The organism is Marinobacter gelidimuriae (assembly GCF_000372805.1).
GTDB lineage: Bacteria > Pseudomonadota > Gammaproteobacteria > Pseudomonadales > Oleiphilaceae > Marinobacter > Marinobacter gelidimuriae.
The window spans coordinates 59,488-72,523 of sequence record NZ_KB889919.1 but is presented as its reverse complement, the minus strand read 5'-3'; the positions used below and the strand labels follow the sequence as shown (position 1 = coordinate 72,523).

Sequence of the window (13,036 nt, the reverse complement as noted above, 5' to 3'; positions counted from 1 at the left end):
CCAGCATTTATTCTACGCATTCTGACCAGCAGTCGTGAACAGGGCAAGCGCCACAGGCGCCAGTTTCACAAAAATTATGCCGTTGTCAGGAAAAAACCTGCGGCATAAGCCACAGATCAATCAGGTAAAGGCAAACCAGAGCCATGATGGCAGCCACTACGTCATCCACCATAATACCGAAACCCCCAGGCAGACGCTCGTCCAGCCAGTTGATGGGCCAGGGTTTTATAATATCAAACAAACGGAACATGACGAACGCAAGTAATACGCCAACGAGGTGCTCCGGAAACAGCCCGAGGGCAATCCACATGCCCACAAACTCGTCCCAGACAATACCGCCGTGATCGTGCACTTTCAGATCGCGGGCGGTTTTTCCGCACAGCCACACACCCACAATAAATGCCAGAGCCACAATGGCCCAGTATATGGGCTGGGGTAGCCAGGAAAACGTATACCAGATAGGAATGGCCGCCAGGCTGCCCCAGGTTCCGGGTGCACGGGGCATTGCGCCGCTGCCAAAGCCAAACGCAAGAAGGTGGACAGGATCGCGCAAAAACCCGGGAGGCAATAAAGCTTCCGGTAGCTCCGGTTCTGTTGAAAAGTCGTTCTGGCTCATCGGGGCCCTGATGAAGTATGGCGCAGTATGGTATGAAGAATGTCAGCCGCCCGCTGCTAAGTGATCGAAAAGTGGTCGAAGCCTGGACGTCGTAAATAAACCATACCTGCGTCTGCATTTAGCCGCAAGCCTGGTTCCTGCTGCACCTGCCCGATCACCGTCAGTTGCTGTTGCAACCCGCGGCTGGCGGCGGCCCAGCGCTGTTCGGGAACGGTTACGCAGAGTTCGTAATCGTCGCCGGACTGCAATGCGAACCCTGCCGCTGCGTCACCCTTGATCCGCCGCAGGGCTGCCGACAGCGGTAGTGCTGCAAGATCGATGGTTGCACCCACGCCAGAGGCTCGCAAAATATGCAGCAAATCGGCATGCAACCCATCAGAGATATCAACCGCTGCTGAAGCCACCGAACGCAGCGCAATACCCAGTTCCAGCCGTGGCTGCGGGGAATGGTAGCGTTGCAGCACACTGGCTGCGTCCGTTGCGGGAACCGGGTCGTACAAAAAATCCAGCGCCGCACCGGCATCACCCAGCTGGCCGCTAACGCACACCAGGTCTCCCTCACGTGCGCCGTCGCGACGCAGAGCCTGGCCCTGGGGAACGGTGCCCTGCACTTGCAAGCTCAGCGTCAGGGGCCCCCGAGTCGTATCACCACCGGCCAGCGCAATGCCAAACTGTTGGCTGGCCTGAGCCAGCCCGGCGGCAAAGCCTTCCAACCAGGCTTCATCAGCAGCAGGCAAGGTCAGAGCCAGTGTGAAGCACACCGGCTGTGCGCCCATAGCGGCCAGATCGCTCACCGCAACGGCGAGCGCGCGCCAACCCAAAAAGCGCGAACAATAACCAACCGGAAAGTGCACGCCTTCAACCAGCGTGTCCACTGAAAACACCAGGTCATGATTGGCAGGCACACGCTGAATGGCGCAATCGTCACCCACTCCAAGCAACAAACCGGAGCCGTCTGAGGCCAGCTTGGCCGCCTTCGCCATTGGCGCAAAGTAGCGGCGAATCAGCTCAAACTCGCCCATGGCTGTCACTAGCGCGGGCGGATTTCAGCCAGCCGCAACCGGCGGCTTAGTTTGTCGAGGATACTGTTTACAAACCGGTGGCCCTCAGTGCCGCCAAAGCGTTTCGCCATTTCAATACCTTCATTGATGACGACTTTGTAGGGCACATCCAGGCGGAATTTCAGCTCATAGGCACCCAGGCGCACAATGGCCAGCTCTACCGGATCTACTTCCTGCAGCGGGCGATCCAGAAACGGCTCGATCAAGCGGTCCAGTTCGGCCTGCTCGCGGCTGGTGCCGTGCAGCAGGTCACGAAAATACAGCAGGTCCACTTTGCTCATGTCGTTATCGACCATGAACTCGGCTTCAATGTTATAAATCGTGCTTTTGCTGAAATGGCGCTGGTATAACCCCTGCATCGCCATTCCGCGGGCGCGGCGGCGATCACCGGCTTTGGGCTGGGCAGGTTTTCCCGGGCTTGAGGTTGGCTCGGGGGTTGAACCGGGGATTGCACCGGGAATAGTGTCTTCAGGTAGGCTCATTACTCACCCAGCTTCTTGAACAGGCTGACCATTTCAAGCGCTGTGATGGCCGCTTCTGCGCCTTTATTACCAGCCTTGGTGCCTGAACGTTCAATAGCCTGTTCGATGGAATCTACAGTCAAAACACCAAAGGCTACCGGAATATCGGTTTCCAGACTGACAGCACCCAAACCACTGGCAGCTTCGCCAGCAACATACTCAAAGTGCGGCGTGCCACCACGAATAACAGCGCCGAGGGCGATAATGGCGTCGTAATTACCCGTTTCTGCCACGCGCTTGACCGCCAACGGCATTTCGTAAGCACCCGGTACACGAATCACAACAATGTCTTCATCCGCGATACCGTGGCGGGTCAGGGTATCCAGGGCACCGTCCACCAGGCTCTCTACCACAAAACCGTTAAACCGCCCCACAACCAGAGCATAACGGCCGCTGCAGTGGATAAAATCGCCTTCAATTACTTGAATTTCCGCCATCGGTGGCTCCTGTCAGGCTGCCGCAGCATACGGCAGCGGATTGATCATTCGGGGATATAAGGCACGTACTCAACCACTTCCAGATCAAAGCCGGAAATGGCGGAGAATTTCATCGGCGGGCTTAACAGGCGCATTTTGCCCACACCAATATCACGCAGAATTTGCGAACCAGTGCCTACCGTAAAGTACACGCCAGAGCTGTCTTTGCCGGCACCGCTACGGCCATGTTCATAGAATTCCTGAATACGGTCTTCCAGGTTGTAACTGTCTTCAGCGCCGTTGAGCAAAACCACAACACCGAGCCCCTCAGCAGCCACCTTTTGCAGCGCCCGATGCAACGGCCAACTGCGGGAATCGCGGCGGCGGGCTCCCAGCAAGTCGCGCAGGGTATCGGTAATATGCACCCGCACATGCACCGACTGCTCCGGGGAAATATCCCCCATGGTCAAGGCCAGATGCGTTGTGCCATGGATGCTGTCACGGTAGGTGTGCAGCTTAAACAGGCCGTATTCGGTATCCAGCTCGTTTTGCTCTGTGCATTCAACCGTGCGTTCATTGGTGGTGCGATAGTGAATCAGGTCTGCGATGGTGCCTATTTTCAGGTCGTGCTCGGCGGCAAAGGCTTCGAGATCTTCGCGCCGCGCCATAGAGCCATCGTCTTTCATGATTTCACAGATGACGCCCGCCGGCTCACAACCCGCCAACGCAGCCAGATCGCAAGATGCTTCAGTGTGGCCAGCGCGGCTGAGCACGCCGCCGGCGTCTGACATCAGCGGAAAAATATGGCCCGGCTGCACCAGGTCTGATGCCTGGGCATCGCGGCCGACAGCGGCCTGCACCGTACGGGCACGGTCGGCAGCGGAAATTCCGGTGGTAACACCCTCCGCCGCTTCAATAGACGCGGTGAACTTAGTACCAAAACCAGAAGCATTCTGGTTAACCATCAGCGACAGCCCCAGCTGCTTACAGCGATCGAGGGTCATCGGCATACAGATCAACCCACGACCAAAACGGGCCATAAAGTTGATGTGCTCGGCTTCGCAATGCTCGGCCGCCATGACCAGATCACCCTCGTTCTCGCGATCCTCGTCGTCCATCAAAATAACCATTTTGCCCTGACGAACATCTTCAACAATATCTTCGATCGTATTCAGTGCCATACGCGGTTGCACCCTTGCAGCGCTCCTGCCCGGAGCCACCGTGAATTGATAGTTAGCGACGCGCCAGAATCAGCCTCTGGTCGGCGCCTAGCTGACGCCGGTCAAGCACCTGCCATTGTATTTTGTCTGCCATGGATTCCAGCGGTAAATTGGCCGTTGGCCGCCCGGTACTGCCAAGGAATACCGGAGCCTGATAGAGCCAGAGTTCATCCACCAGATTCTCACTGATAAAGCTGCCTGCCAGAGTTGGTCCGGCCTCGACCAGCACTTCATTAATGCCTATATCGCCCAGCGTGTCCAACATTTCAGCCACGTTTACGCCCTTGTCGTGCCAGGCCACGCCGCGCAGGCGTATACCTAACGCAGCCAGATCCTGAGCCGCGCTGGTCGCCAGCGAGGAGGTGGCACAAAAGACCTGTACTTTACCGCCGCGGAAGATTTTAGCGGATGCCGGCGTGCGGGTATCGCGGTCGGCAATTACCCGTAGTGGTTGCCGCGCAGGCTCGGTAGCGCTGCCAATATCGCCCATTTCTGCGCGCCGCACGGTTAATGACGGATCATCCGCCAGCACCGTACCCACTCCGGTCAAAATGGCGTCGCTCATGGCGCGCAGGCGCTGAACATCGCTGCGCGACTCCGGCCCGGTGATCCATTGGCTCTCGCCCGACGCCATAGCCGTGCGGCCGTCCAGGCTAGCGGCCATTTTCAGCCGTACCCAAGGGCGCCCGCTGGTCATGCGCTTCATACAGCCCGGGTTTAACTTAGCGGCCTCGCCTGCCAACAAACCCACGTGAACGCGAATACCGGCAGCCCTGAGCATCTCCAGACCACGCCCGGACACATTGGGGTTTGGGTCCAGCGTAGCAGCAAAAACCCGTGCCACGCCGGCTTCTATCAGCGCTTTGGCGCAGGGCGGTGTGCGCCCGAAATGACTGCAGGGTTCCAGTGTGACATACGCCGTAGAGCCGCGGGCGGCAGTACCGGCCTGGCTCAACGCACGCACTTCGGCGTGGGCTTCGCCGGCGCGTTCGTGCCAGCTTTCACCCAGAATGCGATCCCCTCGGGCAATCACGCAGCCCACACGGGGGTTCGGGTGAGTGGAATAACGGCCACGCCAGGCCAACTGAACAGCACGGGCCATAAAGGCCCGGTCGCGAGTGGTGATCATGACTTTTTTTCCGCGCCCGAATCCGCCAGCGCCTTAGCTACGTCTACCACCGAATCACCATTGCCGGCGGTAAGACGCTCGATTTCTTCCTTGAATTCGTTCACATCCTGAAAGCTGCGATACACCGAAGCAAATCGCACATAGGCTACTTTGTCTAGCTGGCGCAGCTCAGTCATCACCTCTTCACCCAAACGCATAGACTTTACTTCGCGCTCGCCGGTGGCACGCAGCTGCGCCTTGATGTGGCTTAGCGCGGTATCTATTTGCTCGATACTGACCGGGCGTTTTTCCAGCGCTTTCATCAACCCGGAACGCAGCTTTTCTTCGTCAAAAGGCTGGCGTGTGCCGTCCTGTTTCACGACCCGCGGCATAACCAGCTCGGCAGTTTCAAAGGTAGTGACCCGTTCGCGGCACGACAAACATTCCCTGCGGCGACGCACCTGGTTTCCCTCTGCCACCAGGCGCGAGTCAATCACTTTGGTATCGTCTTCACCACAGAATGGACAATGCATAATCAGATACTCTGGAGAGAACCCCAGGCCCAGCCCAAAAGGGCCTGGCCTGGAGTAACAACTGGCAACTTACGCGTATACCGGAAAGCGGGCGCACATGGCTTCAACCTGCCCGCGCACACGGTCAATCACGGCTTCGTCGTTCAGGTCGGCAAGAATGTCACAAATCCAGCCGGAAAGTTCGCGACATTCCGCTTCGGCAAAACCACGAGTGGTAATAGCCGGCGTACCAATGCGCAGACCCGACGTAACAAAAGGCGAGCGCGGGTCGTTCGGTACCGCGTTTTTGTTCACGGTAATATGAGCCCGGCCCAGTGCTGCATCGGCGTCTTTACCGGTGATGTCCTGTTTGATCAGGCTTAACAGGAACAGATGGTTTTTGGTGCCGCCGGACACCACGTCAAAACCGCGATCAACAAACACTTCGGCCATGGCCGCGGCGTTTTTAACCACTTGCTGCTGATACGTCTTGAACTCGGGACTCATGGCTTCTTTGAAGCAGATTGCCTTAGCCGCGATCACGTGCATCAGCGGGCCACCCTGGCCACCGGGGAATACCGCGGAGTTCAGCTTCTTGTGCAGCGCTTCGTCGTCACAGGCCAGAATCAGCCCGCCGCGGGGGCCGCGCAGGGTTTTGTGGGTGGTGGTGGTCAGCACGTGGGCGTGGGGGACCGGGTCAGGATAAACACCCGCTGCCACCAGGCCGGCTACGTGAGCCATGTCGACAAACAGGTAGGCACCCACTTTATCGGCAATCTCGCGGAAACGGGCGAAATCAAGATACTGCGAATAAGCAGAGAAGCCGGCAATGATCATCTTCGGCTTGTGCTCCACCGCCAACGCTTCCACGTCGTCGTAATTGATCAGGCCGGTGTCGGTGTCGATACCATATTGAACAGCGTTGTAGATTTTGCCGGAGAAATTCACGCTGGCGCCGTGGGTCAGGTGGCCACCGTGGGCCAGGCTCATGCCCAGTACCGTATCGCCCGCATTCAGCAGAGCTAGAAACACCGCCGAGTTGGCCTGTGAACCAGAGTGCGGCTGCACGTTGGCGTAGGCCGCTCCGAACAATTCTTTGGCGCGATCAATAGCCAGCTGCTCGGCAATGTCTACAAACTCACAACCGCCGTAATAACGCTTGCCGGGATAACCTTCCGCGTACTTGTTGGTCAAATCACTGCCCTGCGCTTCCATCACCCGCGGGCTGGTGTAGTTTTCCGACGCAATCAGCTCGATATGAGCTTCCTGGCGATGGCTCTCCGCCTGCATGGCGTTCCAGAGCTCGTCGTCAAAACCGGCGATTTTCATATCACGATTAAACATGGATGCGCTGCCTCTGTGTGCTTGGCTGACCGTAAAATTTGGCTTACTATTCTAGCTCATTGCCGGGGGTAAAATCACCCTTTAAACCGCCAGCGACTGTTGACGCAGGCCAACACATAATTCCGCACTGCTCAAACCGAGGGCAGATTTGAAGCGGGGGACAGATTTGAAGCGGGGGACAGATTTCAAATCTGTCCCCAGGCAGCAGGTTTCACAGATAGGGGACAGATTTGAAATCTGTCCCCAGGTACAGTGAAATCTGCTGCAATTGCTATAGCGGGGCCATTTCGCTACCTTACTGCGGTTAATTCCACACATTTGAAACCCCGGAGGATTCCACTCTTATGGCCCAGTACGTATACACAATGAACCGCGTTGGCAAAGTGGTTCCGCCCAAACGCGAGATACTCAAGGACATTTCCCTGAGCTTTTTCCCGGGCGCCAAAATTGGCGTGCTCGGCTTGAACGGGTCTGGTAAATCCACTCTGCTGCGCATCATGGCCGGCATTGATCAGGATTATTCGGGCGAAGCCCGCCCTCAGCCCGGCATCAATGTGGGCTACCTGCCCCAGGAGCCAAAGCTGGACGACAGCAAAACCGTTAAGGAAATTGTCGACGAAGCCGTAGCCGAGGTTCACAACGCGTTAGCAGAACTTGACCAAGTGTACGCCGCTTATGCCGAACCGGATGCCGACTTTGACGCCCTGGCCAAAAAGCAGGAAAAACTGGAGGCTGTGATTCAGGCCACCGACGGCCACGACATTGAACGCAAAATGGAAGTCGCCGCCGATGCCCTTCGCCTGCCGGCCTGGGACCAGATGGTAAAAAACCTGTCCGGTGGTGAACGCCGCCGCGTTGCTCTGTGCCGCCTGCTGCTGTCGGGCCCGGACATGCTCCTGCTGGACGAGCCCACTAACCATCTGGATGCCGAATCGGTTGCCTGGCTGGAGCGCTTTTTGCACGACTACGAAGGCACCGTTGTAGCCATCACTCACGACCGTTACTTCCTGGATAACGTTGCCGGCTGGATTCTGGAGCTGGATCGCGGCCACGGCATTCCGTTTGAAGGCAATTACAGTCAATGGCTGGAAAACAAACAGAATCGCCTGCAGATGGAGTCCAAGCAAGAAGCCTCACATCAAAAAGCCGTGAAACACGAGCTGGAATGGGTGCGCAGTAACGCCAAAGGCCGCCAGTCCAAGAGTAAGGCCCGCCTGGCGCGCTTTGAGGAAATGAGCTCGCAGGAATTCCAGAAGCGTAACGAAACCAACGAACTGTACATCCCACCCGGGCCCCGCCTAGGCGACAAGGTGATTGAAGTAGACGGCATTAGCAAAGCGTTTGGCGATCACCTGCTGTATGAAAACGTGTCTCTACGGGTACCACAGGGCGCCATCGTGGGCATCATCGGCGGTAACGGCGCGGGTAAATCGACCCTGTTCCGCATGATCGTCGGCAAAGACCAGCCCGATGCAGGCAGCATTACCGTCGGCGAGACCGTAAAGCTGGCTTATGTTGACCAGAATCGCGACCTGGACGGCAGCAAAACCGTTTGGGAGCTGCTCAGCGAAGGCCAGGACACTATCAAGATAGGCAACTACGAAACGCCGTCGCGGGCCTATGCCGGCCGTTTTAACTTCAAAGGCGCCGACCAGCAAAAGCGGGTGGGCGACTTGTCCGGTGGCGAGCGCAATCGCCTGCACCTGGCCAGCCTGTTAAAAGAAGGCGGCAACGTCCTGCTGCTGGACGAACCAACCAACGATCTGGACGTGGAAACCCTGCGTGCCCTTGAGGAAGCCTTGCTGAACTTCCCGGGCTCGGCTTTGGTGATCTCTCACGACCGCTGGTTCCTGGACCGGGTGGCTACCCATATACTGGCGTTTGAAGACGACGGCGAAGTGATTTATTACGAAGGCAACTTCAGCGACTACGACGAAGACCACAAGAAACGCAAAGGCGATTCTGCCATGGTGCCACAACGCATGAAGTACAAGAAGTTAGCGTGATCTAGTCAGCTTTGGGAGCCTGCCAGATCTGCTCTTGCCACTGCTCTTGCCACTGCACTTCGCACTTCTTAGGCAACAACCGGGGACCGGACCGGGGACGGATTTGAAATCCGTCCCCGGTCTTGCACTTTCACCAGTATGTTTGCGCGGATTTTGCTAGAGTTCGTCGAGAGCCGTCAGCGCGTCACTCAGCTTTGTCACCGGAATAACCTTCATGCCGTTAATGGCTTTGCGCGGGGCGTTGCCTTTTGGCACCAGCGCGTGGGTAAAGCCGTGCTTGGCCGCCTCGTTGATCCGTTCCTGGCCGTTGGGTACCGGGCGAATTTCGCCGGACAGACCTACTTCGCCAAAAATCATCAGATCTTGCGGTAGCGCACGGTCGCGAAATGACGACACAACAGCTGCCAAAAGCGCCAGATCGGCACTGGTTTCAGCGACTTTTACGCCCCCCACCACGTTCACAAACACATCCTGGTCCGCCACGTGCATACCACCATGACGATGTAAAACCGCCAGCAACATGGCCAGCCGGTTTTGATCCAGCCCTACTGCCACTCGCCGGGGATAACTACCCTGAGCCGTATCCACCAGCGCCTGAATTTCCACCAGCATGGGCCGGGTACCTTCCCACACCACCATCACCACACTACCGGGCGCGGCTTCTTCGCCACGATTCAAAAAGATAGCGGACGGGTTTTTCACTTCTTTCAGGCCCTGTTCCAGCATGGCGAACACGCCCAGCTCGTTCACCGCACCAAAGCGGTTTTTAATACCCCGCAGGGTGCGATAGCGGCTATCGCTTGAGCCTTCCAGCAAAATGGAGCAATCGATCATGTGCTCCAGCACTTTTGGCCCGGCCAGGCTGCCGTCTTTGGTGACGTGCCCCACCAATAGCAAAATGGTGCCGGTCTGTTTTGCAAAGCGGGTCAGAAACGCCGCGCTTTCACGTACCTGTGACACGCTGCCGGGCGCCGATTCGGAATCGGCCACGTGCATCACCTGAATACTGTCGATCACCAGAATTCGTGGCTTTTCCACTTCAACGATCTGTAACAGCCGCTCGACGCTGGTCTCTGACAGCATTTTCAAATCTGAGGTGGGCAGGCCAAGCCGCTTGGCGCGCATGGCTACCTGTTGCAGAGATTCCTCACCGGTTACGTAAAGCGCCGATACCGAGCTTGCCAAGTTGCACACAGCCTGTAACAGCAGGGTGCTCTTACCGGCGCCAGGGTGCCCGCCCATCAACACCGCCGAACCCTCTACCAGGCCCCCGCCCAGAACCCTGTCGAATTCGGCCATGCCGGTGCTCAGACGAACCTGTTCCGCCAGACTGACATCATTCAGGCTCTGCACCGCCGACAGGCTGCCGGCGAAGCCTTCGAAGCGGGAACCGCGGGCGCTTTTATGGGCCGGTGCCGAAACCCCACGCATCTCGCTAAGGGTATTCCATTCTTTACAAGCCGTGCACTGGCCCTGCCACTTGGAGAAGTCGGCACCACAGTCGGTGCAGACAAACGCGGTTTTCACTTTGGCCATAAATCAGCTCTGGTACTGTTCGTTTTGACGATGCTGTTAATTTTGATGGTGCGCTTAATTTTTGTGGTGCGCTTAACTTTGATGGTATTGGGGGCTCAGCTCTACCACCGCATCAATAAACGCGCCGGCATGGGCTGGGTCTACATCCGGTGTAATGCCGTGGCCCAGATTAAAGATGTGGCCAGAACCATGACCAAAACGGCGCAGAATATCGCCCACTTCTTCACGAATGCGCGCGGGGCGCGCGTACAGCATGGTCGGGTCCATATTGCCCTGCAGCACAACTTTGTCGCCCACTCGGGCGCGGGCGTCGCCAATGTCCGTGGTCCAATCCAGGCCCACAGCGTCGGCGCCACAGTCTGCAATGGTTTCCAGCCACTGGCCGCCGTTCTTGGTGAACACAATCACCGGCACCTTACGGCCTTCGCTTTCCAGATTCAGGCCAGCAATGATTTTACGCATGTACTTCAAGGAGAACTCTTCATAAGCCCAGGTGGTGAGCACGCCGCCCCAGGTGTCAAAAATCTGCACCACTTGGGCGCCGGCGCGAATCTGGCCGTTCAGGTAATCGGTAACCGCATCCGCCAAGTGGTCCAGCAACTTGTGCATGACTTCGGGCTGGCCGTACATCAGCTTTTTGGCTTCGCGGAAATCTTTGGACGAACCGCCTTCTACCATATAAGTGGCCAAGGTCCAGGGGCTGCCAGAGAAGCCAATCAGCGGCACCCGTCCGTTCAGCGCACTGCGGATGGTCGACACCGCGTTCATTACGTAATCCAGATCCACCTCGGCGTTGATTTTTGGCAACGCGTCTACATCGGCAGCGGAACGAATGGTGTGTTTGAACTTCGGGCCTTCACCGGTTTCAAAATACAGGCCCAGACCCAACGCGTCAGGAATGGTCAGAATGTCAGAAAACAGAATGGCTGCGTCCAGCGGGAAACGCTCTAGCGGTTGCAGAGCCACTTCACAGGCCAGCGGCGTGTTTTTGCACAAACTGAGAAAGTCACCGGCCTTGGCGCGGGTAGCGCGATATTCCGGCAGATAGCGACCGGCCTGGCGCATCATCCATACCGGCGTGCGGTCTACGGGCTGACCCATCAGGGCCAGAAGGAAACGATCGTTTTTCAGTTCAGTCATAAAAATGTCCAGCGTTCTCAGTCATTAAAAGGTCACAACATTCATCAGGCAATGATACCCCGTTTGTATCAATAAAAAAGGACGACCTGTTTTTGACAGGCCGCCCTCCGATTCACATCAACGCCGATTTCAGATATCCAGATAATCCAAAATGCCTTCGGCGGCTTGGCGACCTTCCCATATAGCCGTTACCACCAAGTCGGAGCCGCGCACCATGTCGCCGCCGGCGAACACCTTGGGGTTGCTGGTCTGGAAGGCAAAATCCGCTTTCTCTGGCGCCGTCACCAGGCCGGAATCGCTGGTGCTCACCTGGTGCTGGCCGAACCAGTCTGCCGGGCTGGGCCGAAAACCGAAGGCCACCAGCACGGCGTCTGCGGGAATGATTTCCTCACTGCCCGGAATCACTTCCGGCCGGCGACGTCCGTTTTCATCGGGCTCGCCAAGCTGGGTAGACACCACTTTCACGCCTTCCACCTGACCGTCACCGACAATGGCTACCGGTTGACGATTGAACATGAAGTTCACGCCTTCTTCCTTCGCATTGGCCACTTCCCGCCGCGAGCCGGGCATGTTGGCTTCGTCACGACGGTAAGCGCAAGTCACGCTGGCGGCTTGCTGGCGAATGGAGGTGCGGTTGCAATCCATGGCTGTGTCTCCGCCACCAAGCACCACCACCCGCTTACCCTGCATATCGATGGAGTCCTCAGTGCTGACTTCAAATCCCAGACGGCGATTTACGTTAGAAATCAGAAATGGCAGAGCCGCGTGAACGCCGACCATATCTTCGCCGGGAAACTCACCTTGCATGGATGTGTAGGTGCCCATACCCATAAATACCGCATCGAAGTCGCTGAGCAGATCGCTCATCTGTATGTCTTTACCCACCTCGGTGGACAGGCGGAATTCCATGCCCATTTCTTCAAACACTTTGCGGCGGCGCGCCATGACCGACTTTTCCAGTTTAAACTCGGGGATGCCAAAGGTCAGCAGGCCGCCAATTTCCGGGTAAATATCGAACACCACCGGCGTTACACCGCTGCGCACCAGCACGTCGGCGCAGGCCAGGCCCGCGGGCCCTGCGCCAATCACCGCCACGCGCTTGTCAGTGCGCACCACCTTAGACATATCCGGCTTCCAGCCCAGGGCAAAGGCGGTATCGGTGATGTACTTTTCTACCGAGCCGATGGTCACCGCGCCATAACCGTCATTCAAGGTGCAGTCACCCTCACACAGACGGTCCTGCGGGCACACCCGACCGCATACCTCGGGCAGTGAATTGGTCTGATGACACAACTCCACGGCCTTCATGATGTTGCCTTCGGACACCAACTTCAGCCAGTTGGGAATGTAGTTGTGTACCGGGCACTTCCATTCACAATAGGGGTTACCACACTCCAGACAACGGTGGGACTGGGACGCCGCCTGGTCCTGGGTGAAAGGTGTGTAAATTTCATTGAATTCCTTTTTGCGCTTGCGGGCCGGGACCTTTTCCGGGTCTACGCGCCCTACTTCTACAAACTGGAAGTCGTTATTCAGTCGCTCTTTCATGGTTAGCT

The 13,036-nt window shown here is 57.3% G+C and carries 12 protein-coding genes; 1 reads left to right on the top strand and 11 read right to left on the bottom strand.

What is annotated here, in order from left to right:
- Positions 1-85 precede the first annotated feature (85 nt).
- The 8 genes from A3OI_RS0115320 to glyA all read right to left on the bottom strand — a co-directional run bounded on the left by A3OI_RS0115320 (position 86) and on the right by glyA (position 6,798).
- The gene (locus A3OI_RS0115320) at positions 86-616 is read right to left on the bottom strand and encodes a phosphatidylglycerophosphatase A family protein (protein ID WP_018405130.1); all 531 of its coding nucleotides are present in this window, start codon (positions 614-616) and stop codon (positions 86-88) included.
- 56 nt (positions 617-672) lie between these two features.
- Positions 673-1,638 (bottom strand): thiamine-phosphate kinase, encoded by a 966-nt coding sequence (gene thiL / locus A3OI_RS0115315; RefSeq protein ID WP_018405129.1) that lies wholly within the window; start codon positions 1,636-1,638, stop codon positions 673-675.
- Positions 1,639-1,646: 8 nt separating this feature from the next.
- Entirely contained in the window at positions 1,647-2,159 is a 513-nt protein-coding gene (gene nusB, locus A3OI_RS0115310) for a transcription antitermination factor NusB (protein WP_018405128.1), read from the bottom strand.
- A complete protein-coding gene (gene ribH, locus A3OI_RS0115305; protein WP_018405127.1) occupies positions 2,159-2,635 on the bottom strand; it encodes a 6,7-dimethyl-8-ribityllumazine synthase in 477 nt (158 codons plus the stop codon). The genes nusB and ribH overlap by 1 nt, the downstream gene beginning before the upstream one ends.
- Before the next feature lie 44 nt (positions 2,636-2,679).
- Positions 2,680-3,795 (bottom strand): bifunctional 3,4-dihydroxy-2-butanone-4-phosphate synthase/GTP cyclohydrolase II, encoded by a 1,116-nt coding sequence (ribBA, locus tag A3OI_RS0115300; RefSeq protein WP_018405126.1) that lies wholly within the window; start codon positions 3,793-3,795, stop codon positions 2,680-2,682.
- A 52-nt stretch (positions 3,796-3,847) separates the two neighbouring features.
- A complete protein-coding gene (gene ribD, locus A3OI_RS0115295) occupies positions 3,848-4,963 on the bottom strand; it encodes a bifunctional diaminohydroxyphosphoribosylaminopyrimidine deaminase/5-amino-6-(5-phosphoribosylamino)uracil reductase RibD (protein WP_018405125.1) in 1,116 nt (371 codons plus the stop codon).
- Entirely contained in the window at positions 4,960-5,475 is a 516-nt protein-coding gene (gene nrdR / locus A3OI_RS0115290; protein ID WP_018405124.1) for a transcriptional regulator NrdR, read from the bottom strand. Before nrdR ends, ribD begins: the two co-directional genes overlap by 4 nt.
- Before the next feature lie 69 nt (positions 5,476-5,544).
- Positions 5,545-6,798, bottom strand: a complete 1,254-nt coding sequence (gene glyA / locus A3OI_RS0115285; RefSeq protein WP_007350395.1) for a serine hydroxymethyltransferase — start codon at positions 6,796-6,798, stop codon at positions 5,545-5,547.
- Positions 6,799-7,142: 344 nt separating this feature from the next.
- Between glyA and ettA the strand changes: the two genes are divergently transcribed.
- Positions 7,143-8,804 carry an energy-dependent translational throttle protein EttA gene (ettA, locus tag A3OI_RS0115280; protein ID WP_018405123.1) on the top strand — a complete coding sequence of 554 codons (1,662 nt, stop codon included), beginning with the start codon at positions 7,143-7,145 and terminating at the stop codon, positions 8,802-8,804.
- Positions 8,805-8,960: 156 nt separating this feature from the next.
- Here the strand turns inward: ettA and radA are convergent, their stop codons facing one another.
- The 3 genes from radA to A3OI_RS0115265 form a co-directional block, all read right to left on the bottom strand.
- Positions 8,961-10,340, bottom strand: coding sequence for a DNA repair protein RadA (gene radA, locus A3OI_RS0115275; protein ID WP_018405122.1), 1,380 nt, complete (start codon positions 10,338-10,340; stop codon positions 8,961-8,963).
- A gap of 72 nt (positions 10,341-10,412) precedes the next feature.
- On the bottom strand, positions 10,413-11,480 hold the full coding sequence (gene hemE, locus A3OI_RS0115270; RefSeq protein ID WP_018405121.1) for a uroporphyrinogen decarboxylase: 1,068 nt from the start codon (positions 11,478-11,480) through the stop codon (positions 10,413-10,415).
- A 129-nt stretch (positions 11,481-11,609) separates the two neighbouring features.
- Positions 11,610-13,028, bottom strand: a complete 1,419-nt coding sequence (locus A3OI_RS0115265; RefSeq protein ID WP_018405120.1) for an FAD-dependent oxidoreductase — start codon at positions 13,026-13,028, stop codon at positions 11,610-11,612.
- Positions 13,029-13,036: the final 8 nt, after the last annotated feature.

Bases quoted from the DNA above. Each gene is read 5' to 3' on its own strand.
- ribD (WP_018405125.1), bottom strand. From the start codon at position 4,963: ATGATCACCACTCGCGACCGGGCCTTTATGGCCCGTGCTGTTCAGTTG.
- A3OI_RS0115265 (WP_018405120.1), bottom strand. From the start codon at position 13,028: ATGAAAGAGCGACTGAATAACGACTTCCAGTTTGTAGAAGTAGGGCGC.
- ribH (WP_018405127.1), bottom strand. From the start codon at position 2,635: ATGGCGGAAATTCAAGTAATTGAAGGCGATTTTATCCACTGCAGCGGC.
- ettA (WP_018405123.1), top strand. From the start codon at position 7,143: ATGGCCCAGTACGTATACACAATGAACCGCGTTGGCAAAGTGGTTCCG.
- ribBA (WP_018405126.1), bottom strand. From the start codon at position 3,795: ATGGCACTGAATACGATCGAAGATATTGTTGAAGATGTTCGTCAGGGC.
- nrdR (WP_018405124.1), bottom strand. From the start codon at position 5,475: ATGCATTGTCCATTCTGTGGTGAAGACGATACCAAAGTGATTGACTCG.
- thiL (WP_018405129.1), bottom strand. From the start codon at position 1,638: ATGGGCGAGTTTGAGCTGATTCGCCGCTACTTTGCGCCAATGGCGAAG.
- radA (WP_018405122.1), bottom strand. From the start codon at position 10,340: ATGGCCAAAGTGAAAACCGCGTTTGTCTGCACCGACTGTGGTGCCGAC.
- hemE (WP_018405121.1), bottom strand. From the start codon at position 11,480: ATGACTGAACTGAAAAACGATCGTTTCCTTCTGGCCCTGATGGGTCAG.
- nusB (WP_018405128.1), bottom strand. From the start codon at position 2,159: ATGAGCCTACCTGAAGACACTATTCCCGGTGCAATCCCCGGTTCAACC.
- glyA (WP_007350395.1), bottom strand. From the start codon at position 6,798: ATGTTTAATCGTGATATGAAAATCGCCGGTTTTGACGACGAGCTCTGG.
- A3OI_RS0115320 (WP_018405130.1), bottom strand. From the start codon at position 616: ATGAGCCAGAACGACTTTTCAACAGAACCGGAGCTACCGGAAGCTTTA.